General features: G+C 72.0%; 21 protein-coding genes. 12 read left to right on the top strand and 9 right to left on the bottom strand.

Going from position 1 to position 20,741, the window contains the following annotated elements; all coding sequences use genetic code 11:
- Positions 1–4: 4 nt before the first annotated feature.
- From rpoB to ITJ50_RS04275, 5 genes are all read right to left on the bottom strand, one after another.
- Positions 5–3,493: a DNA-directed RNA polymerase subunit beta gene (gene rpoB / locus ITJ50_RS04295; RefSeq protein WP_017885548.1), complete on the bottom strand. Its 3,489-nt coding sequence runs from the start codon at positions 3,491–3,493 to the stop codon at positions 5–7.
- Between the two features lie 418 nt (positions 3,494–3,911).
- Complete coding sequence (locus tag ITJ50_RS04290) at positions 3,912–4,511, bottom strand: hypothetical protein (RefSeq protein ID WP_017885549.1); 600 nt, start codon at positions 4,509–4,511, stop codon at positions 3,912–3,914.
- A 332-nt stretch (positions 4,512–4,843) separates the two neighbouring features.
- Positions 4,844–5,521, bottom strand: a complete 678-nt coding sequence (locus ITJ50_RS04285; RefSeq protein ID WP_017885550.1) for a response regulator transcription factor — start codon at positions 5,519–5,521, stop codon at positions 4,844–4,846.
- Positions 5,518–6,786, bottom strand: coding sequence for a sensor histidine kinase (locus ITJ50_RS04280; protein ID WP_017885551.1), 1,269 nt, complete (start codon positions 6,784–6,786; stop codon positions 5,518–5,520). Before ITJ50_RS04280 ends, ITJ50_RS04285 begins: the two co-directional genes overlap by 4 nt.
- On the bottom strand, positions 6,783–7,304 hold the full coding sequence (locus tag ITJ50_RS04275; RefSeq protein WP_194589989.1) for a hypothetical protein: 522 nt from the start codon (positions 7,302–7,304) through the stop codon (positions 6,783–6,785). The genes ITJ50_RS04280 and ITJ50_RS04275 overlap by 4 nt, the downstream gene beginning before the upstream one ends.
- 131 nt (positions 7,305–7,435) lie before the next feature.
- On the opposite strand from ITJ50_RS04275, the gene ITJ50_RS04270 reads away from it, so the two are divergent.
- From ITJ50_RS04270 to ITJ50_RS04245, 6 genes are all read left to right on the top strand, one after another.
- Positions 7,436–8,278 (top strand): spermidine synthase, encoded by an 843-nt coding sequence (locus ITJ50_RS04270; RefSeq protein ID WP_017885553.1) that lies wholly within the window; start codon positions 7,436–7,438, stop codon positions 8,276–8,278.
- A gap of 108 nt (positions 8,279–8,386) precedes the next feature.
- Entirely contained in the window at positions 8,387–9,160 is a 774-nt protein-coding gene (locus ITJ50_RS04265) for a DUF308 domain-containing protein (protein ID WP_139179594.1), read from the top strand.
- A 140-nt stretch (positions 9,161–9,300) separates the two neighbouring features.
- Positions 9,301–10,131, top strand: a complete 831-nt coding sequence (locus tag ITJ50_RS04260; RefSeq protein ID WP_194589988.1) for a hypothetical protein — start codon at positions 9,301–9,303, stop codon at positions 10,129–10,131.
- Entirely contained in the window at positions 10,128–10,619 is a 492-nt protein-coding gene (locus tag ITJ50_RS04255) for a SprT-like domain-containing protein (protein WP_071250131.1), read from the top strand. Before ITJ50_RS04260 ends, ITJ50_RS04255 begins: the two co-directional genes overlap by 4 nt.
- Positions 10,620–10,666: 47 nt before the next feature.
- Positions 10,667–11,362, top strand: coding sequence for a CGNR zinc finger domain-containing protein (locus ITJ50_RS04250; protein ID WP_056072072.1), 696 nt, complete (start codon positions 10,667–10,669; stop codon positions 11,360–11,362).
- A gap of 715 nt (positions 11,363–12,077) precedes the next feature.
- Positions 12,078–13,337 carry an Nramp family divalent metal transporter gene (locus ITJ50_RS04245; RefSeq protein WP_017885856.1) on the top strand — a complete coding sequence of 420 codons (1,260 nt, stop codon included), beginning with the start codon at positions 12,078–12,080 and terminating at the stop codon, positions 13,335–13,337.
- 27 nt (positions 13,338–13,364) lie between these two features.
- Here ITJ50_RS04245 and ITJ50_RS04240 read toward each other — a convergent pair whose 3' ends face one another.
- Both ITJ50_RS04240 and ITJ50_RS04235 read right to left on the bottom strand, forming a co-directional pair.
- The gene (locus tag ITJ50_RS04240; RefSeq protein ID WP_017885855.1) at positions 13,365–13,667 is read right to left on the bottom strand and encodes a DUF427 domain-containing protein; all 303 of its coding nucleotides are present in this window, start codon (positions 13,665–13,667) and stop codon (positions 13,365–13,367) included.
- Positions 13,668–13,709: 42 nt separating this feature from the next.
- Positions 13,710–14,315, bottom strand: coding sequence for a 2-phosphosulfolactate phosphatase (locus tag ITJ50_RS04235; RefSeq protein ID WP_031259161.1), 606 nt, complete (start codon positions 14,313–14,315; stop codon positions 13,710–13,712).
- A 91-nt stretch (positions 14,316–14,406) separates the two neighbouring features.
- Here ITJ50_RS04235 and ITJ50_RS04230 point away from each other — a divergent pair, with 91 nt between their 5' ends.
- From ITJ50_RS04230 to ITJ50_RS04215, 4 genes are all read left to right on the top strand, one after another.
- Positions 14,407–15,045 carry a GNAT family N-acetyltransferase gene (locus ITJ50_RS04230; RefSeq protein WP_194589987.1) on the top strand — a complete coding sequence of 213 codons (639 nt, stop codon included), beginning with the start codon at positions 14,407–14,409 and terminating at the stop codon, positions 15,043–15,045.
- An 80-nt stretch (positions 15,046–15,125) separates the two neighbouring features.
- Entirely contained in the window at positions 15,126–15,608 is a 483-nt protein-coding gene (locus ITJ50_RS04225; protein ID WP_194589986.1) for a hypothetical protein, read from the top strand.
- 132 nt (positions 15,609–15,740) lie between these two features.
- Entirely contained in the window at positions 15,741–16,313 is a 573-nt protein-coding gene (locus ITJ50_RS04220) for a DUF1684 domain-containing protein (protein WP_056072354.1), read from the top strand.
- Positions 16,314–16,323: 10 nt separating this feature from the next.
- Positions 16,324–16,683 (top strand): GntR family transcriptional regulator, encoded by a 360-nt coding sequence (locus tag ITJ50_RS04215; RefSeq protein ID WP_031259158.1) that lies wholly within the window; start codon positions 16,324–16,326, stop codon positions 16,681–16,683.
- 139 nt (positions 16,684–16,822) lie between these two features.
- Here the strand turns inward: ITJ50_RS04215 and ITJ50_RS04210 are convergent, their stop codons facing one another.
- Complete coding sequence (locus tag ITJ50_RS04210; protein ID WP_228500755.1) at positions 16,823–17,650, bottom strand: endo alpha-1,4 polygalactosaminidase; 828 nt, start codon at positions 17,648–17,650, stop codon at positions 16,823–16,825.
- Between the two features lie 295 nt (positions 17,651–17,945).
- On the opposite strand from ITJ50_RS04210, the gene ITJ50_RS04205 reads away from it, so the two are divergent.
- Both ITJ50_RS04205 and ITJ50_RS04200 read left to right on the top strand, forming a co-directional pair.
- Positions 17,946–19,556 (top strand): DEAD/DEAH box helicase, encoded by a 1,611-nt coding sequence (locus ITJ50_RS04205; protein ID WP_194589984.1) that lies wholly within the window; start codon positions 17,946–17,948, stop codon positions 19,554–19,556.
- Between the two features lie 251 nt (positions 19,557–19,807).
- Complete coding sequence (locus ITJ50_RS04200) at positions 19,808–20,011, top strand: CsbD family protein (protein WP_017885847.1); 204 nt, start codon at positions 19,808–19,810, stop codon at positions 20,009–20,011.
- A 122-nt stretch (positions 20,012–20,133) separates the two neighbouring features.
- Here the strand turns inward: ITJ50_RS04200 and ITJ50_RS04195 are convergent, their stop codons facing one another.
- The gene (locus ITJ50_RS04195) at positions 20,134–20,676 is read right to left on the bottom strand and encodes an NUDIX hydrolase family protein (RefSeq protein WP_017885846.1); all 543 of its coding nucleotides are present in this window, start codon (positions 20,674–20,676) and stop codon (positions 20,134–20,136) included.
- Positions 20,677–20,741: the final 65 nt, after the last annotated feature.

The following is a 20,741-nucleotide window of genomic DNA, read 5'->3' as shown; positions in this document are numbered from 1 at the left end:
GGGATCAGATGTCGTCGACGGAGGACGACTCGAACCGCGAGGAGATGTTGATGCCCAGCTCCTCCGCAGCGCGGAAGACCTCGTCATCGTTGTCGCGCAGGCTGACCGCCTGGCCGTCGGCCGAGAGGACCTCGACGTTCAGGCAGAGCGACTGCATCTCCTTCATGAGGACCTTGAAGGACTCGGGGATACCGGGCTCCTGGATGTTCTCGCCCTTGACGATCGCCTCGTAGACCTTCACGCGGCCGAGGATGTCGTCGGACTTGATCGTCAGGAGCTCCTGGAGGGCGTAGGCGGCGCCGTACGCTTCGAGCGCCCACACCTCCATCTCACCGAATCGCTGTCCACCGAACTGCGCCTTACCACCCAGCGGCTGCTGCGTGATCATCGAGTACGGACCGGTCGAACGCGCGTGGATCTTGTCGTCGACCAGGTGGTGCAGCTTGAGGATGTACATGTAGCCGACCGAGACGGGCTCCGGGAACGGCTCGCCGGAGCGGCCGTCGAAGAGCTGCGCCTTGCCGGACGAGCCGATCAGGCGCTCGCCGTCGCGGTTCGGGAGGGTCGAGTCGAGGAGGCCCTCGATCTCGCGCTCGTACGCACCGTCGAACACCGGGGTGGCGACCTTGGTGCCGGGCTCGGCGCTGTGCGCTGCCTCCGGCAGGTTCTCGGCCCACTCCTGGATGCCCTCGACGTTCCAGCCCTGCTTGGCGAGCCACCCGAGGTGGATCTCGAGCACCTGGCCGAAGTTCATGCGGCCGGGGACGCCGAGCGGGTTGAGGACGATGTCGACGGGGGTGCCGTCGGCGAGGAACGGCATGTCCTCGACCGGGAGGATGGTCGAGATGACGCCCTTGTTGCCGTGACGACCGGCGAGCTTGTCACCCGCGGTGATCTTGCGCTTCTGGGCGATGTAGACGACCACGCGCTGGTTGACGCCCGAGCCGAGCTCGTCGTCGCCGTCCTGCGAGTCGAACACCTTGACGCCGATGATCGTGCCCTCTTCACCGTGGGGCACCTTGAGCGAGGTGTCGCGGACTTCGCGCGACTTCTCGTTGAAGATGGCACGGAGCAGACGCTCCTCGGCGCTCAGCTCGGTCTCGCCCTTCGGCGTGACCTTGCCGACGAGGATGTCGCCGGGGCGGACCTCGGCACCGATGCGGATGATGCCGCGCTCGTCGAGGTCGGCCAGCAGGTCCGGGCTGACGTTGGGGAGGTCACGGGTGATCTCCTCCTTGCCGAGCTTGGTGTCGCGGGCGTCGACCTCGTACTCCTCGATGTGGATCGAGGAGAGCGTGTCGTCCTTGATGAGGTTCTGCGACAGGATCATCGCGTCCTCGTAGTTGTAGCCCTCCCACGGCATGAACGCGACGAGGAGGTTCTTGCCGAGCGCGAGCTCGCCGTTCTCCGTCGCGGGACCGTCGGCGATGACCTCGCCCTGCTCGACGCGCTCGCCTGCGGAGACGATGACGCGGTGGTTGTAGCTCGTGCCCTGGTTGGAGCGGTCGAACTTGCGCAGGTAGTAGGTCTGCGTGCCGCCCTCGTCGAGCTGCAGGGTGACGGCGTCGGCCGAGACCTCGGAGACGACACCGGCCTTGTCGGCGGTGACGACGTCGCCGGCGTCGATGGCCGTGTAGCCCTCCATGCCGGTGCCGACGAGCGGCGACTCGGAGCGGAGCAGCGGGACGGCCTGACGCTGCATGTTCGCACCCATGAGGGCGCGGTTCGCGTCGTCGTGCTCGAGGAACGGGATGAGCGACGTCGCGACCGACACCATCTGGCGCGGGGAGACGTCCATGTAGTCGACCTCGCCCTTGGCGACGAGTTCGACCTCGCCGCCCTTCTTGCGGACGAGCACCTTGTCGTCGGCGAAGTGGAAGTCGTTCGTCAGCGGGGCGTTGGCCTGCGCGACGACGAAGTCGTCCTCTTCCGAAGCAGTGAGGTAGTCGATGGTCTTCGTGACCTCGCCGTCGACGACGCGACGGTACGGGGTCTCGATGAAACCGAACGAGTTGATCCGACCGAACGACGCGAGCGAGCCGATCAGGCCGATGTTCGGGCCTTCCGGGGTCTCGATCGGGCACATGCGGCCGTAGTGCGACGGGTGGACGTCGCGGACCTCGACGCCGGCACGCTCACGGGACAGACCACCCGGGCCGAGGGCCGACAGGCGACGCTTGTGCGTCAGACCCGCGAGCGGGTTGTTCTGGTCCATGAACTGCGACAGCTGGGAGGTCCCGAAGAACTCCTTGATCGCGGCGACGACCGGACGCACGTTGATGAGCGTCTGGGGCGTGATCGCCTCGATGTCCTGCGTGGTCATGCGCTCGCGGACGACGCGCTCCATGCGGGACAGACCCGTGCGGACCTGGTTCTGGATGAGCTCGCCGACGGCGCGGATGCGACGGTTGCCGAAGTGGTCGATGTCGTCCACGTCGAGGCGCAGCTGCACCGGCTCGCCGTCACGGATGCCGTCGATCGTGGTGCGCTCGGCGTGCAGCGACACCAGGTACTTGATCGTCGCGACGATGTCCTTGACGGTGAGCACCGAGTCGGACAGCGGGGCGTCCATGCCGAGCTTGCGATTGACCTTGTACCGGCCGACCTTCGCCAGGTCGTAGCGCTTCGAGTTGAAGTAGAAGTTGTCGAGGAGCGCACGCGCGGCCTCGGCAGCGACCTGCTCGCCCGGGCGGAGCTTGCGGTAGATGTCCTTGAGCGCCTCTTCCTTCGTGAGGACGGCGTCCTTCTCGAGGGTCGACTCGATCGACGCGAAGCCCTGGAACTCGTCCATGATCTCTTCGCTCGTCAGGCCGAGGGCCTTGAGGAAGACGGTCACGGACTGCTTGCGCTTGCGGTCGATGCGCACGCCCACCTGGTCGCGCTTGTCGATCTCGAACTCGAGCCAGGCACCACGCGACGGGATGATCCGCGCCGAGTAGATGTCCTTGTCGGAGGTCTTCTCCTGCTGGCGCTCGAAGTACACGCCGGGCGAACGGACGAGCTGCGACACGACGACGCGCTCGGTGCCGTTGATGATGAACGTGCCGCGCTCGGTCATGAGCGGGAAGTCGCCCATGAAGACCGTCTGCGTCTTGATCTCACCCGTCATGTGGTTCATGAACTCGGCGTTGACGTACAGCGGAGCGGCGTAGGTCTTGCCGCGCTCCTTGCAGTCGTCGATCGAGTACTTCGGGTCCTCGAGCTCGGGAGCCGTGAACGAGAGCTGCATGGTCTCGCCGAGGTCCTCGATCGGGGAGATCTCCTCGAAGATCTCCTCGAGCCCCGAGTGCAGCGCGAGGTCGGTGCGACCCTGCTCCTGCCCTTCGGCGAGGCGGGCCTTCCAGACGTCGTTGCCGACGAGCCAGTCGAAGCTCTCCGTCTGGAGTGCGAGCAGATCAGGAACCGTGAGGGTGTCCGTGATCTTGGCGAACGAGAGTCGCGAGTGGTTGCGACCGTTCTTGGGGTTGGTGGATGCGTTGGGCGCAGCAGCCAAGGGTGTGACCTCCGGTAGGCCCCGTCGGGCCGACACTGACGAGCAGTGTGTAGGTGAGTGGATTGATCGCTCGGCGAACCCTGAGAGTGCAAGCCCTGCGACCACGCCGACGCGTGCCTGACGCGGAACGTCGGTGCACGTGTGGGATGATCTCCGTGAGCGGTACCCGCCGCCATATACGGGTCCGGCTGCACCAGGGCGAGATGAGTTTCTGTCTCAGAACTCTGCGTCGACCGAAATATGACGACACGGATGCCAGGGAGCGCGAACTGTCATCATAGTTCGCTCCGCGGCGTGCTGTCCAGTCCCGGCTTGACCGGATTCGGCAGTGGCGTGTATAAGCCGCCGGACGCCGCTTCCATTCCCCTGCGCAGGCAGCCGAGACGCATCCGATGTGCAGCCCGGACGCGCCCCCTGCTCAGCCCAGACGCTCGCGATCGACGCGATCCGCGCCTCCCGGCCCGCCCGGCAGTCCGGCCAGCGCACGGAACGCGTCCTCGGGACGCCGCGTGCGGACGAACGTGACCCGCCCCCGGTCGTCGGTGAGCTCGATCCCGAGCCCCGGCGTGAGGATGAGCGCCCGCACGCCGCGACGGATCCGCAGGCCGACCCCGCCGTAGGTGGCCGCGTCCGCCTCGACCAGACGGACGTCGGTGATCCGCCGGCGCGCGATGCGTCGCGGCGGGAGCGGACGGAAGTGCAGGGTCACGTGCCGCTCGGTGACGGTGAACCCGGCACGGGCGAGGACGAGCAGCAGTCCGAGGGCGACGGCGAGCAGTCCCGGCACCAGGAGCGCGACCTCGGGTGCATCGCCCGGCCAGCCGAGCACGGCGGCGGACAGCCCGGCGCCGGCCACGAACAGCGCGGTGCCGACGACGCGCATCCAGGTCGGCGCCGCCTCGCGGTCGGCGTGGAACGGCCTGGAGGCCCGGATCGCCCGGGTGGGTCGGCTCCCGGACCGGTGGGGGTCCGGGGTGGTGCGGCGTGTGGTGGGCACGCTCATGGTGTCGGCGGTCATGACGGAGGTCTCCTGCGGCGGATCAGCAGTGGTGCACTCGTCATCGGGTGCGGTGCGTTCGACGGCCAGCGCGCGCGGGTGGCCGGAGGGGTGGCGCGCAGCAGCACGCCGACGGCGCGCACGCTCGAGCGGTGGGGGCGCTCAGGGGCACGTCGTGGTCACGGTGTCCGGGCGGACGCGTGGGGTGTGGGGCACACACGCATCGACGCTCGGGCGTCGTGACGACAGGCGTCAACGGTAGGCGACGAGTCTTGGCGTCCGCTGGCCGTCGATGTGCACGCATCCACCTGTCCCGAGTGCGTCACCCGGGGACGACGTCGGGCTGCCGACGGTCAGCGCAGGACGCGGGCGACGGCCTCGGCGCGGGTGCGGACCCCGAGCTTCGCGAAGACCTGGTTCACGTACGACTTCACGGTGGGCACCGTCAGGAACAGCTCGGCGGCGATCTCGGGGTTCGTCCGACCGTCGGCGATGCGCTCGAGGACGTCCACTTCGCGCGGGGTGAGGTCCGGGAACCGCGCACCGAGCGCCGGGCCGGGATCGGGCTCCGCAGGCGCAGCAGCAGGGCCACCGGAACCGGCACCGGCACCACCGACGAGGTGTGCCACGAGCCGCGCTCCCACCGTCGCGTCGAAGGTCGACTGCCCCGCGGCCACCGCACGCACCGCGGCCGCGATCTCCGCCCGCCCGGCGTCCTTCGTCAGGTAGCCACGCGCCCCGGCCCGCATCGCGGTGACGATGGAGTCGTCGTCGGCGTACGTCGTCAGCACCAGCACCGCGACCCCGGGGTGCTCGGCGACGATCCGTGCGGTGGCGGTCGGCCCGTCGACGCCCGGCATCCGCAGGTCCATCAGGACGACGTCGGGTGTGTCCCGGCCGACGGCGGCGATCGCCTCGGCCCCGTCGGCCGCCTGCCCGACCACCCGCAGGTCGGGCACGAGCGACAGCACCGTCACCAGGCCGTCGCGGACGATGGCCTGGTCGTCGACCACGAGCACCCGGATGGTCACGAGCGGTCGTCCTCGGCGACGACCGCCGCGTCCGCGTCGTCCGCAGTGTCCGCCTCGCGCGTGCCGTCGACGGGCAGGTGCATGGCGACGACGAACTCGTCGTCGGAACGCTCGGCCTCGACCGTGGCCTCGCTGCCGAGTTCCGCGAACCGCTCGCGCATCCCGAGCAGCCCCTGGCCGCCGCTGGGCAACGGGTTCGCCACGACGACGTCCACGGCGTCGCCGTCCCGGATCACGGACAGGGACACGGGGCGGCCGGGGGCGTGCCTGCGGGCGTTGCTGAGGGCCTCCCGGACGACCTGGACCACGGCGGCACGGTGGGCGTCGTCGAGGACCGCGAGGGTCGCGTCGCCCTGCACCACGGCCTCGCCGCCGAACGAGCGGTGCGCGTCGACGAGGGCCGTCAGGCCCGCCCCGCGGTCTGCGGACGGACTGGAGGCACGGGTCGGCTCCGGCTGGTCGGGCTGCGGTCGGTGGGTCCGGGGCTCGTCGGGAACTGGTCGTCCGGAGTGCGGCTCGTCGCGGAGCGCGTGCACCGCACGCCGCGCCTCGGCCAGACCGTCGGCGGCGAGCGCGCGGGCGTCACCGGCACGGCGGGTGGCCTCGTCGACGCGGCCGGCCTCCAGCAGGGCCTCGACCGCGTCGAGCTGCAGCACCAGGCCGCCGAGCGAGTGGGCGAGGACGTCGTGGATGTCCCGGGACGCCCGCGACCGGTCGGCGAGGAGCCGTGCGCGCTGCTGCTGGCGCTCGGTCTCGCGGGCCTGCGCCGTCGTGAGCCGCGCCTGCCGACGGCTGAACCCGACGAGCACGCCGAGCAGCAGCCCGCCACTCACGCCGAGGACGAACTGCACGGACGTCTGCTCGAGCGTCGCGGTGACGGCGACCACCACGACGGCGGCGAGCGCGGCGACCGCGGCCGTCCAGACCGGCAGGCGGAGGTCGGCACCGAGGACGACGAGCCCGACGATCACCGGCACGACCAGCAGCGAGTCGGTCGGCACCACGGTGAGCGATCCGGCGGCGACCATCACGCCGGCTGCGGCGACGAGGACCCGGGGTGTGCGTGCCCCTTCACGGACAGCCCAGGCGGCGAGCGCAGCGGCCCCGAGGACCCAGACCCACGCGGGGTGGTGGAGCAGGACGCCGTTCCGGACGAACCAGAAGGCGACCACGGCGATGCCCACGCCGTTGAGCAGCCACGAGACGCCGGAGCGGGACCGGACCCCGGCGGGGTCGGTCCGCTCCGGTTCGGTCGGCAGGCTCACCGCACCATCATGCCGCGGCCGGCGGTCGCCGAGCGGTCGGTCCCGCGGGGGATGCGCTGGTCGACGACCAGGGCGCGGGCGGCTCGGTTCAGGGCGAGCACGAGCAGGATCGTGCCGGTCGAGGTGAGCAGGTGCGCACCGAGGTGGCCACCGAGGACGTCGAGGCCGATGCGGGCGGCGATGAGGACGATCCAGAGGCCGGCGCCGAGCCAACCGGTGCGGGACTGCAGGGTCCGGCCCTTGTCGTCCGGTGTCGTCACGGTGCGGAACCGGGTCATGGCCCCCATCGCCAGGCCGACGGCGACGGTGAGCAGGGCCTCGAGTCCGAGGAACACGACGTCGGTGGTGGTGACGGTCGTCGTGGTCTGCGCGAGGACGACCACCCCGACGATCGCCATGACGAGCGGACCCCGCCAGATGCGCGCCGGGTCGAGGGACCGCCAGGTCGCCTGCCGGTACGCCAGGAGGCCGACGAGGGCGAGGCCGATGAGCACGTTCGCGAGGAGCTGGACCGACATGGTGTGCCTTTCGAAGTGGTCCGGCGGGGCCTTCCCGACCGGTGTGATCAGCCTCGTTCCGGGTGTCCCCCGGGCACACCAACCAGGGGTGGGGACGCGGGTGGTGATCGCGGTGGTGTTCCATTGACCGCATGGCTGATGCGTTCGACGGGTTCCGGATCGGTGCGGGGTACTCGGTGGTGGAGCCGGACCGGCACCGGCCGGGGTCCTTCACCCTGGTGGTGGACGGCACCCCCCAGTCGCACGTGGACCTCGAGGACCCGACCCACCTGGCGTTCGAGTACATCCGGCGGATCGGGCACGCGATCGACCTGCTGCCCGACGGCCCGGTCACGGCGCTGCACCTGGGCGCCGGGGCACTGACCCTGCCCCGCTACGTCGCCGTGACGCGTCCGGGTTCGCGGCAGCAGGTCATCGAGCTCGAGCGCGACCTGGTCGAGCACGTGCGCGAGGCCCTGCCGTTCCCCCGCGGCGCCTCGATCCGGGTGCGGTACGGCGACGCCCGCGAGGTCCTCGGCAAGCTGCCCGCCGGCCTGCGCGGCACGGTGGACCTGGCGGTGGTGGACGTGTTCGGCGGTTCGCAGATCCCCGCCCACGTGACGAGCGTCGAGTTCTACCGCGAGGTCGCCGCGTTCCTGTCGCCGACGGGCATCGTCGCGGTGAACGTGGCCGACGGCGCCGGGCTGGCCTTCGCCCGCGGACAGGCGTCGACCCTGCAGTCGGTGCTGCCCTCGGTCGCCGCGGTCGCGGACACCGGGATGCTCAAGGGCCGACGGTTCGGCAACATCGTGCTGCTCGGCTCGCCGACCGACCTGCCGGTGGCGGACATGCCCAGGCGGTACTCGTCGGACCCGATGCCGGCGAAGGTCGTGCACGGTGCGGAGCTCCGCTCGTTCATCGCCGGAGCGCCGATCGTCACCGACCAGACGGCGGTCGCGTCCCCCGAGCCGAACCGGAGCGTGTTCGGGGGCTGACGCCCGCGCGGGGCCTCGCCGGGGACGGACTTCGGGCGTTCGGCCGGTCCGGCTGTCAGGATGGTCTGAACGACCGCGCAGGTGCGCGACCGAGCGATGGGAACCCTGATGACGAACGACGACCGGAACGACCAGGACCGGACGGGCGACGGCCAGGCGCCGAGCTGGGGCGAAGCCCCGCAGCAGCGGCCCGACGCCGACGCCCCGCGGTACGGCGAGCGGGTGGACCCGACGCCGACCTCGACCCCGCAGTACGGCGAGCAGTACGGGCAGGGCCAGCAGCAGTACGGCCAGCCGAACGGCGAGCAGCAGGGTCAGTACGGGCAGCAGCAGTACGGACAGCAGCAGTACGACCAGCCGTCGAGCACGCCGAGCTGGAACGACCAGCAGCGTCACGAGCAGGGCCACGACCAGCAGCCGTACGCCGCCGCGCCGTCGCACTCCGGTGCCCCGGCCTGGCAGAGCTACGACGAGCCGAAGCCCAAGAAGAAGACCCTCGGTGTGGTGGCGTTCGTCCTCGGACTCGCCGCGCTCGTGATCGGCGTCATCGGTGGGTACGTGATGGGGTCGGCGCTCGCCAACAGCGACGCGATCAACAACCTCGTCCCGAGCAGCGGTGCCACCCCGGACCAGCAGGAGCTGCAGCGTCAGCTCATGAACGACCCGGCCGTCATCTCGCAGATCGGTGTCGGTGCGGTGATCGCCGGCGTCGCCGCGATCCTCGGGCTCTGGGCGCTCGTGCAGGGCATCATCGCCGCCGTGACCAAGCGTGGTCGCGGCTGGGGCATCTTCGCGATCGTCCTGGCCGTCGTCGCCACGATCGCGACGCTGGTCACCTACGTCGGCGTGGCCGCTGCCGCCGCGGTGGCCGCCAACTCCTGATCGACCGCTCCGGACGGCCCGTCGTGCTCCGGCACGGCGGGCCGTCGGTCGTTCCGCCGGGCACCCCGGACCGCCGCACCCGCGCAACCTGAGCGCGTCGCACCGACGGCTCCCGGCAGACCGCGGCTACCCTCGAACCGATGTCCCTCCCGCCCGACGACCGCCAGCTGCCCGACCCGTCCGACCGTTCCCGTGAACCGCGCCACGCGGCTCCCGTGACGGCCGGGGTCAGCCCGGGCAGCACCTTCGCGCCCATCAGCCTGCGACCCGCGGTCGACGTCGACGCCGTGCACCAGCGGCTCCGCGACCTCGGTCAGAGCCGCAGCACCGACGCCCTCGCCGAACGGGCCGAGCTGCTCCGTCTGCTCGGTCGTCTGGACGAGTCGCTCGTCATCGCGGAAGAGGTGTTCCGTCTCGCGATGTTCACCGGGGAGCGCCAGGACAAGGTCGCCGCGCGGATCCGTCGTGCGCACGTCCTGCACGACCTGGGGCGCCACGACCGCGCCGCCAACGAAGCCGCCATGGCCCGCGACACCGCCGCCACCGAGGAGTGGCCGGAACTCGAAGGTGCCGCCGCCGAGATCGAGGGCTGGTCGCTGTTCGAGAACGACCGCTTCGACGAGGCGCGCGCCGCCCTGTCGCGGGCCTACCAGGCCTTCCGCCAGGCGGGGGCGCCGTCGGAGCGCACCGACGCCCTGCGCACCGCGGTCGAGGCCGCGATGCGTGCCGCCATCACGCACCCGGCGGAACCGTCGGACAAGCCCCGGACGGCCCGCGAGGTCGCCGCCCGTCGCGCCGAGGACGACGAACCCGTCACCCGCGTCGCCGAGCCGGTGAAGCAGGCCCCGCCGATCCGCCGTCGCGTGCTCGGTGCGCCCGACGCCGCGCGGACCGAGGCCGACGACATCTGGGGTCGGATCGCGGCCCGGGCAGCGAAGAAGGGCCAGGCCGACCCGCGCGCCGAGCAGTGACCGCGCTCGAGACCGTCCGGCTCCGCGCCGAGGCCCTGATCGCAGAACACCTCGGCGCCGGCACCTGGGCGTTCGGGTTCGACCACGCGAAGACCCGCGCCGGCCAGTGCGACTTCGCGCGGAAGCGGATCACCGTGAGCCGTCACCTGGCCACCCGGTTCTCCGATCACGACGTCGAGCAGGTCCTGCTGCACGAGGTCGCCCACGCCCTCGCCGGCGCACGGGCGGCACACGGACCGAAGTGGAAGCGCACGGCCGCGTCGATCGGGTACACCGGCTCCCGCCTGCACGACGGGCCGATCGCCAGCGAGCTCGCACCGTGGATCGGCAGCTGCCCCGCGGGCCACGAGCACTTCCGGTACCGCACCCCCACACGCCCCCTGGCCTGTGCCCGCTGCTCCCGACGGTTCGACGCCCGGAACGTCATCACCTGGCGGCGCCGGACCGCCGACGACGACGCGGCCACGATGGCGTCGACTACCGCATGAGGTGCCCGACGCACGGAGGCGCGCCGGTAACCCGTTAGCCTGGGCGGATGCACACGGGGCAGCACATCCGCACGGACGCCGGTTCCTCCTGGTTCTTCGACGCCGGACGGATCGCGCTCGACTTCGCGCACACGGGTGGCTTCGCCGACGACTCCGCCGGACGACGCCCGCGGTCGCAGCTCGGCGAACTGCTCGCGAGCCCGGCCGACCTGGACGAGTGGCTCAGCGAGCACACCGAGCCGATCGACGTCGGCGCCAGCGGCCGCGAGCTGCAGGACGCCCGCGCCCTGCGCGCCGCGATCGCCCGGTTGGCCGTCGCCGCCGCCCCCGCGCCGGCGAGCACGGCCGCCGAGCGCACCGCCGTGGCGGCGGGCCTGCGCGCCGGAGCCGGCCGCACGCGCCCCGCGCCCGACGACATCGACACCGTCAACCTGTTCGCCGCCCTGCCGGACGTGCCCCCGAGCCTCCCGGGTGGCCGACGCCGCGCCGGAGCCAACCGGGTCCGCCTGGCCCAGGCCCTGTCCAGCGTCGCGCGCGACGCCGTCGCGCTCTTCACCGAGGTCGGCTTCGACGACGTCGAGGCCGACGGCCGCCCGACCCGGCTGAGCCGCTGCTCGGCCGAGGACTGCGGCCTGGTGTTCTACGACTCGTCGCGCGGCGGGACCCGGCGCTGGTGCTCGATGCAGCGGTGCGGCAACCGTGCGAAGGTCCGGGCGCACCGCGCCCGCCGGGCAGCGGAGTGAGCAGGCACTGAGCACAGCCTGACCGCCTCCCGTCCGCCCTCCGCGAGCGGTCACGACACCCCGCTCACCACCGCCGCGCGGTCACCAACCGTCGCCCGACGGCGGCGCAGCCGACGGATCGCGACCAGCCGACGCGAAGCAAGCGACGAGTCGCGACCAGCCACCGGCCTTCCGCGAGCGGTCACGACGCCCCGCTCATCTCTGCCGAGCGGTCACCAACCGTCGCCCGACGGCCTCGCCGCCGACGGATCGCGACCAGCCGACGCAACACAAGCGACGAGTCGCGACCAGCCACCGGCCGGGAGGCGCGTGGCAGCGCCGCCACGGGCCTCCAGTCCGCCGTTCGCGACCAGCCACCGGCCCTCTGCGAGCGGTCACGACGCCCCGCTCATCTCTGCCGAGCGGTCACCAACCGTCGCCCGACGGCCTCGCCGCCGACGGATCGCGACCAGCCGACGCAACACAAGCGACGAGTCGCGACCAGCCACCGGCCGGGAGGCGCGTGGCAGCGCCGCCACGGGCCTCCCGTCCGCCTTCCGCGAGCGGTCACGACACCCCGCTCGCCTCCGCCGAGCGGTCACCAACCGTCGCTCGACGGCATCCCAGCCGACGGATCGCGACCGCGCACGGCACGCGCACGGGCGTGGTGGCCACCGAACGCAGCAAGGGCGAAGAAAAAGATTCGGCGCCCCGAATCCTCTGGCAGGATCGGTGCATGACCGACACTGCCAGCACCCGGCTCGACGAGCGCCCACCCGGTGCCCCGCGTCGTCGTGCAGCCGGCCTCACCCTGCTCGGACCGGCCTTCGTCGCAGCCATCGCCTACGTCGACCCGGGCAACGTCGCCGCCAATCTGACCGCCGGGGCCGAGTACGGCTACCTGCTGCTCTGGGTGCTCGTGGCCGCGAACGCCAGCGCCGTGGTGGTGCAGTACCTGTCCGCCAAGCTCGGGGTGGTGACGGGCAAGTCGCTGCCCGAACACCTGGGCCTGCGGATGCGGCGCGCGCCGCGCCTGCTGTTCTGGGGCCAGGCCGAGATCGTGGCGGCAGCGACCGACATCGCCGAGGTGATCGGCGGCGCGCTGGCCCTCTACCTGCTCTTCGACCTGCCGCTCGTGGTCGGCGGGATCATCACCGGGCTCGTCTCGATGCTGCTGCTGACCCTGCACAGCCGCCGGGGCACGCGCCTGTTCGAGACCGTGGTGACGGCGATGCTCGCGATCCTGACGGTGGGCTTCTGCGCCGGGCTGCTGTTCGCCCGGGTCACACCGGCCGACCTGGTCGCCGGGCTCGTGCCGCGGTTCGAGGGCGCCGGGTCGGTGCTGCTCGCGGCCTCGATGCTCGGCGCGACCGTGATGCCGCACGCCGTGTACCTGCACTCGGCGCTCGCCCGGGACCGTCACGGGGACGTCCCCGCCGGGCCGGAGCGTCGCCGGGTGCTCGTCGCGACCCGGTGGGACGTCGGGCTCGCCCTGATCGTCGCGGGTGGGGTGAACATCGCGATGCTCGTCCTCGCCGCGGCCACCCTGCCGGGCGTCGCGGGCACCGACTCGATCCCCGGGGCGCAGCGGGCCATCGCCGAGAACGTGGGCCCGGTCGTCGGGGTGCTCTTCGCCGTCGGACTGCTGGCGTCCGGCCTGGCCTCGACCTCGGTGGGCTGCATGGCCGGGGCGGAGATCATGCAGGGGCTGCTGCACGTGCGGATCCCGCTGGTGGCCCGGCGGGCGATCACCCTGGTGCCCGCGATCGTGCTGCTCGCGCTGCACATCGACGCGACGATGCTGCTCGTCGTCAGCCAGGTGGTGCTGAGCTTCGGGATCGCCTTCGCGATCGTGCCGCTCGTGGTCTACACGTCACGGCGGAGCGTGATGGGCACCGACGTGAACGCCGCGATCACCCGCGTGGTGGCGTGGGTGATCGCGGCGGTCATCGTGGCGCTCAACATCGCGCTGGTGGTGCTCACCCTGACCGGCTGAGGCACACCGGTCAGGGCGCGGCGGTCGTCACGCGACGACCTGGACGTCCTTCCAGAACGCGACGTAGCCCGAGTAGTCCTTGCCGACACGCTCGAACGACGACGGGATCGGCGTCGGGTACGACCACGCGCGGTCCTGCAGCGCCTGGCCGTCCACGTTCACCGTGAAGTACTGGGTGTCGCCCTTCCACGGGCAGTGGTACTGGGTGGGGCTCTCGGTGAAGAGCTCGGTCTTCACGCTCGACGGCGGGAAGTACCAGTTGCCCTCGATCTTGATGAGGTCCTCTTCCGGGGCCTCCGCGATCACCGTGTCGCCGACGACTGCCTTCATGGCGTTGCTCCTTCGCTCGCTGGTTCCGTGACGGGGCGAACGCTACGCGCGCTCCCCCGATTCCCGCAGGACGGGCAGGTCGGGGCCTGCGGCGAGCGCCGCGTGCACGTCGTCCCGGCTCAGGACGGCGGCTCCCTCGGACGCGCTGACCAGGTGCCGCACGGCACGGCGGAGCCCCGTGTACGCCGCGCAGGCCGCAGCGGCCTCGGGTGAGGTGTGGTCGATGCCGACCTCGGTGAGTGCGTCGACGACGGCTCCGGCGGCGAGCAGGTCCTCGACGGCGAAGTCGGGTGCGTCGGCGACGTCGACGGACTCCCCCGCCGCCTCGGCCGCGTCGTCGAGGGTCGCGGTGTGGTGCAGCCCGGCGGCCACGATCGCGACGACGCATCGGTCACCACGTGCGGCCTGGAGGCCCGTCACCCGTTCCGCGACCGCCGCCGCGTTGCCGAGGTGGCCGAGCACGACCTCCGGACCCTCCGGCAGCTGGGCGCTCACGTTCCGGAGCGCGCGCCGCTGCGCGGCGGCGTCGGGGCTCGGCGGCAGGGCGTCGACCCAGACGAGCAGGTGGGTGCCGTGGGCGATGCGTGCCGCGCCTCCGGGACCCCACGCGAACCGGACCTGGTACTTCTCCTGGGTGCGTTCTGCCACGTCCGTCACGATAGCCGCCGGGGCGATGCTGTCCCTCTCCACAGGGTCGCTGTCCGACCGGGTTCCGCCAGGGTCGGCGACCGTAGGATGCATGGTCATGGAGATCGCCCCCGTGCCCACCCTGACCGGCGACCGTGTGACCCTCGAGCCCCTCGGGCAGGAGCACGCGGAAGACCTGCGGGCGGCGGTCGCGGACGGCGATCTGTGGCGCACCTGGTACACCTCGGTGCCCGCTCCGGCACAGGTCGAGGCCGAGATCGACCGGCGGCTCGCCGAGCACCATGCCGGCCGCATGGTGCCCTTCGCCGTGCGGGACCGGCCGACCGGGCGGGTGGTGGGCGCGACGACCTTCATGAACATCGACACGGGCAACCGTCACGTCGAGATCGGCAGCACGTTCCTGGCGAAGTCCGCCCAGCGCTCGGGGATCAACACCGAGTCGAAGCTGCTCATGCTCTCGCACGCGTTCGAGGCGTGGCAGTGCATCGCGGTCGAGTTCCGCACCCACTGGCACAACCTGCAGTCGCGCGCGGCCATCGCGGGCCTCGGCGCCAAGCAGGACGGCGTGCTCCGGAACCACGCGATCGGCCGTGACGGCGCCCTGCGCGACACCGTGGTCTTCTCGGTCATCGCGTCGGAGTGGCCGGCCGTCCGGCTCGGACTGGCCGAGCGGCTCCGCCGGCACGACCGCGCCGAGGGGTCCCGCCGCCGGTCGGCCCGGCACGCCTGATCCCCGCGCCGCGACGGGCGTGATGCCCGCATGGGCGACGCACGGAGCAGCGCCCAGCCCGCGGGCGTAGCGTCACCGGCATGCACGTCGGCCTCCGGATCGTCCTCGACGCGCCGGTCGACGCCGTGCGCGATGCCCTGCTGTCCCCGTCCGTGATGGTGGCGGTGACGAAGCCGTTCCTGGCGTACCGCTCACGCGATCCGCAGGGGTTCCCCGAGCGGTGGGAACCCGGTCACCCGCACCCGATCACCGCGGATGCCTTCGGCCTGGTGCCGAGCGGCGACACGCACGTCGACCTCGACCTGTACGAGATCCAGGGGGTCCCCGTGCAGCGCGACAACGGCGGCGGCACGTCCGGGCTGTTCGGCCGGATGACGATGTCGCACCGGATGGCCGTCCTCCCCGCACCGGGTGGCCGGACCCTGCTGCTCGACCGCCTGACCTACCGCATGCGACCGGCCGCCCTCGGCCTCACCCTGTGGCCCGGCATGTGGGTCATCTGGCAGTGGCGGGCGTTCCGGATGCGTGCCCTCGCGCCCACCTGGCGGACCGACGGCGCGTGACGCGACGCGGGTCGGGCCTCCCGTCCACCGCGCAGCGGGCGTAGCCTCGTCCACGTGAGCCAGACGCGCCCCCAGGAGCCGACGACCGACGACCGTGTGCGCAGCACGCTGGCGACGACGGATTGGCGGCGGATGACGTTCGACCTGTACCGCCGTGTCCGCGCGACGCCGGACCCCCAGACGGCGCACGCGCTCTGGCGGGAGACCCGCGACGCGATGTTCGCGGAGCACCCGGCGTCGCCGCTGCTCGACGAGGACGCCCGCGACTTCGAGTCCCTGCCGGTGCCGGACTACGACCCCGCCTGGCGCTTCCAGGTTCGCATCGAGGCCACGGAGCCCGCCGACTTCGACTTCGAGACCGGCACCGACGGCGTCGTCCACTTCGACCGCCTCGGCCTGGTGCGGGTCCCCGGTGTCGGCACCCTCGACGTCTGGAAGCACGGCGGCTACGCGGGCGGGGTGTTCGTGCCCGTCAAGGACGCCAGCGCCGGCAAGGCCCGCGGCACCTACGGCGGCGGCCGCTACCTGCTCGACACCATCAAGGGCTCGGACCTGGGCGGCGACGACCTCGGGTCGCTCGTGCTCGACTTCAACTTCGCCTACAACCCGTCGTGCGCGTACGACCCGGCGTGGGCGTGCCCGCTCGCGCCTCCGGGCAACACCGTGCCGGTCCCGATCCCCGTCGGCGAGCAGTACGACTTCTAGGGTGGAACGCATGACAGGACTCGTCGCCCTCGACGTCGGCGGCCGCGTGCCCCCGTTCGAGCAGGTCCGATCGCAGATCGCCGCGCAGATCGCCGCCGGGTACCTGGTGGACGGCGAACGGCTGCCGAGCGTGCGGGGGCTGGCGGACGAGCTCGGCCTCGCCGCCGGTACCGTCGCGAAGGCCTACCAGCTGCTCGAGGAAGCCGGGCTCGTGCACACCGCACGGGGCGCCGGCACCCGGGTGGTGCGGCCGGCAGCGGTCCCGGACGCCGTGGCCGAGGCCGCTCGTGCCCTGGCCGGCGCGGCGCGCTCGGCGGGGCTGTCGGCGGACCAGGCCGCGACCGCGTTGCGCGAGGCCTGGCCAGCGTAGGGCTGCGCGGGGCTGGCCCGGCTGGCTGGCGCTTCCGGGCGTACCCGGTCGTTCCGGGCGTACCCAGTCGGGAGTTCCGACCCGCTCCGCCCGATTCGACCAGGCATCGCACGCGTTCTGGGAAGGAACGCCCGAGCGATCAGCAGCGCTTGTAGACGTACGCGTCGTCCTTCGGGGTCACCAGGTCGCGGTCGCGCAGGATCGTCATGGCCGGACGGCTCTTCAGCGTGCACACCGACCCCCACGAGCGCTTGAGGGTGTCCGAGTACTCCACGTCGATGACCCGCCCGCCGTAGGCCTTCGTGTACGCCGCGCACTCCCGGTACTGCACGCACTCCTCGGCGACGACGAAGTCGAACCCGGTCTGCTTCCGGCCGGATGCCCCGAGCTGCGGTGTGTTCTTCTGCCCGACGGCCAGGCCGTGCCGGTGTCCTTTGGCGACGAGCGACTTCGCGAGCGCCAGGTTGCCGGAACGGGTGAGCCGCTTGCCACTGCGGGTCCAGGAGTCGAGGTTGTCGAACTCGACCGCGTCGAACCCGCGGTCAGCGCAGCGGGCAACGGTCTTCGCGAGCACCTTCGTGATCAGGGCACGCTTGGCCGCCGTCCGGGTGTCGAGGAGCATCTCGTCGGGCCACCCCGGGTCAGCGACCGGCTTGCCCGCGCGGTCGCGGAGGATCGCCGACGGGTAGGACTTCTTCCACGTGCGGGCGGCCTCGGGCTGCGTCTGGAACCCGTTGACGTAGCAGATGTTGTACTTGCCCTTCGCCGGGCGGTCGGTGCTGTCCCGCTCGACGATCGTGACGCCGGACGGCGGGGTGTAGCCGCCGCCGAGCTGGTAGTCCACAGGGCCCGAGGTCGGCAGGTTCCGGTAGCTGGCGGCCGCGCTGGTCGTCGCAGCCTCGGCGCAGCCGGCGGTACCGAGGACGGCCACCAGGGCCATCGCGGTGGTCAACAAGACGGTTCGCATGCGCACCCCGGAATCCTCGCATGCGCGGGGCGATCCACCCGGCCCTCGCTGATCCGGGCATCTGCACGCTATGCTGGTCGTACTCGAGGCGCCGATCGCCTCGTGCGTCGTACGGACGCCCCGAACTCCCGACCACCTGTCTCCGGACTCCGGTCGATGATCGAGCACCTCACGAAGGTGCCCAGGCTTCTCTGCTGCGGCGACTGCGCCAGCCACATCCGTTGGCGCGCATCCCGCCCGCGCGCTGCCTCGCAAGTGCGCCCACAGCCGGCTCGCTCCGGCTCGAAAGGTCACCATGACCACCGAAGACATCCGTTTCTCCGACCTCGGCGTCCCCGCGCCGATGGTCTCCGTCCTCGCCGACCAGGGCAAGGACATGGCGTTCCCCATCCAGGCGGACACGCTCCCGGACTCCCTGCAGGGCAAGGACGTCCTGGGCCGCGGCCGCACCGGCTCCGGCAAGACCATCGCGTTCGCGATCCCGCTGGTCGCCCGCCTCGCCGCCAGTGGCCGCAAGCGCCGCGCCGGTCGCCCCCGCGCGCTGGTGCTGGCCCCGACCCGTGAGCTCGCGACGCAGATCGACGTCGCGCTCGCCCCGCTCGCCAAGGCCATGGGTCTCAACACCACGACCATCTTCGGTGGCGTCGGTCAGGGTCGTCAGGTCGACGCCCTGCGCGGCGGCGTCGACGTCGTGGTCGCCTGCCCGGGTCGCCTCGCCGACCTCATGCAGCAGGGCCACGTGAACCTGGGCGACATCGAGGTCACCGTCCTCGACGAGGCCGACCACATGGCCGACATGGGCTTCCTGCCCGGCGTCACCAAGATCATGCAGGCGACCCCCGAGAAGGGACAGCGTCTGCTGTTCTCCGCCACGCTCGACAACGGTGTGGACAAGCTCGTCAAGAAGTTCCTGCACAACCCGGTGATGCACTCCGTCGACGAGGCGAACAGCCCCGTCGAGGCGATGACCCACCACCTGTTCGAGGTCGCCGACGCCGACGCGAAGAAGCACCTCGTGAGTGCCCTCGCCTCGGGCAATGGTCGCCGCATCCTCTTCATGCGCACGAAGCACCACGCCAAGCGCCTCGCCAAGCAGCTCAGCAGCCAGGGGATCCCGGCCGTCGACCTGCAGGGCAACCTGTCGCAGGGCGCCCGTGAGCGCAACCTCGCGAAGTTCTCCTCCGGTGAGGCCCTCGTGCTCGTCGCCACCGACGTCGCCGCCCGTGGCGTGCACGTCGACAACGTCGAGCTCGTCGTCCACGTCGACCCGCCCACCGAGCACAAGGCGTACCTGCACCGCTCGGGTCGCACGGCGCGCGCCGGTTCGTCCGGTGACGTCGTCACGGTGACGATGCCCGCCGAGCGTCGCGACGTCGCGCAGATGATGCGTGCGGCTGCGATCAAGGTCACGCCGCAGCACGTCACCTCGACCTCCGCCGCAGTCACCGCGCTCGTCGGCGAGGTCGCCCCGATCCGCCACGTCGCCGAGGAGCAGCCCACCCAGCAGCGTCAGCCCAAGCAGCGCTCGGCCGAGTCCGCCGGTGACGGTGGCGGTCGTCGCCGTGGTCGCGGCGGTCGGTCGGGAGGCGCGGCGCAGCCCGCACGCTCCGGTTCCGCTGGCGAGTCCGCCGGTTCGGCCGGGGGCCGTCAGGGCCGTCCGGCCCGTGGCGCGCGTTCCGAGGGCGCCGGGCGCTCCGGCGCCGCGGCCGCCGGTTCGACCGGTGGTCGCCGCAGCGGCGGCAACCGCCGCTCCGGCAGCGGTGACGTCGTGCGCGGCGGCTCGTCGGCCGTCTGGTCGTCCGAGGGCGGCTACGCCTCGGGTCGGTCCGGCAACGAGTCGGGCGGCAACCGTCGTGGTGGCTCGCGCCGCGCCTCCCGTCCGGCCGGCGCTGCGGACCGCCACTGAACCACCCGCTCGACCCGCGCGGTCTGAGCCCGTCGGTCTGAGCCCGGCGGTGCTCGCAAGACACCGGTGTTCACGTTTCGCACCCCCGCATCCCGGGGTGTGATCCGCGAACACCGGTGTTCTGCGTGAAGGCGGGGGCGAAACCTTGGCGGGGGCTGGGGGTGGGGTACCCCGGCGGGCGTACGGTCTGCTTCACCGGATGCCGCGCAAGCGGCTGACGGGGAACACGTCCGCTTCTGGAAGGAGTGCCTATGGCTGGCATCGATGACATCAAGAACGCCGCTGAGAAGGCGGCAGGCAAGGTCAAGGAAGCCGTCGGGAACGCGACCGACAACGACCGCCTGAAGGCCGAAGGCCAGACCGACCAGGGCAAGGCCTCGGCGAAGCAGGGCGTCACCGACGTCAAGGACGCCGCGCACGGCGTCGCCGACAGCTTCAAGAACGACAAGCACTGAAGCCGGTTCGCGACCGCGCTGCGAAGCCCCCGGATCCGATCGGATCCGGGGGCTTCGTCGTGCGCGGGGCTTCGTCGTGCGCGGGGCTTCGTCGTGCGCTGGGTACGGCCGCCCCCGTCGGGCTAGTGCAGGGCGCCGACCGACGCGAGACCGGCCCGGAGCAGGGCGCCGCGGCCGCCTTCCATCTCGTCGGCGACGGCGTCGGACGCGGCTTCCATCGGGCTCATCCACGTGAGTTCGAGGGCGTCCTGCCGGGGCTCGCACGTCCCCGTGACCGGGACGACGTAGGCCAGCGAGATCGCGTGCTGCCGCTCGTCGGTGTACACCGACGCACCGGGCAGCGGGAAGTACTCGGCCACGGTGAACGGCGCCGGGCTCGAGGGCAGCTGCGGGAACGCCATCGGCCCGAGGTCCTTCTCCAGGTGGCGGAACAGTGCGGTGCGGATCGACTCGCCGAACATCACGCGACCGGACACCAGGGTGCGGGCGATCGAACCGCTCGGGGAGACCCGCAGCAGCACCCCGACCTCGGTCACGACACCGAGGCCGTCGGTGCGGACGGGGACCGCTTCGACGTAGCAGATCGGCAGACGACGGCGGACGTTCGCGAGCTCCTCGTCGGACAGCCAGCCGGAGTCGGGATCGGGGGTGCGCAGCGAGGACATGCACCGTGTCTACCAGGGACGGCAGCGAGTTCGGCGGAAGGCGCGGGAGTTGGGGATGGTTAGCG

The sequence above is a fragment of the Curtobacterium sp. VKM Ac-2889 genome (assembly GCF_015350855.1).
Classification (GTDB): domain Bacteria; phylum Actinomycetota; class Actinomycetes; order Actinomycetales; family Microbacteriaceae; genus Curtobacterium; species Curtobacterium poinsettiae.
Note: the sequence above shows the minus strand (reverse complement) of the source record. Positions and strands in the feature narration are given on the sequence as shown.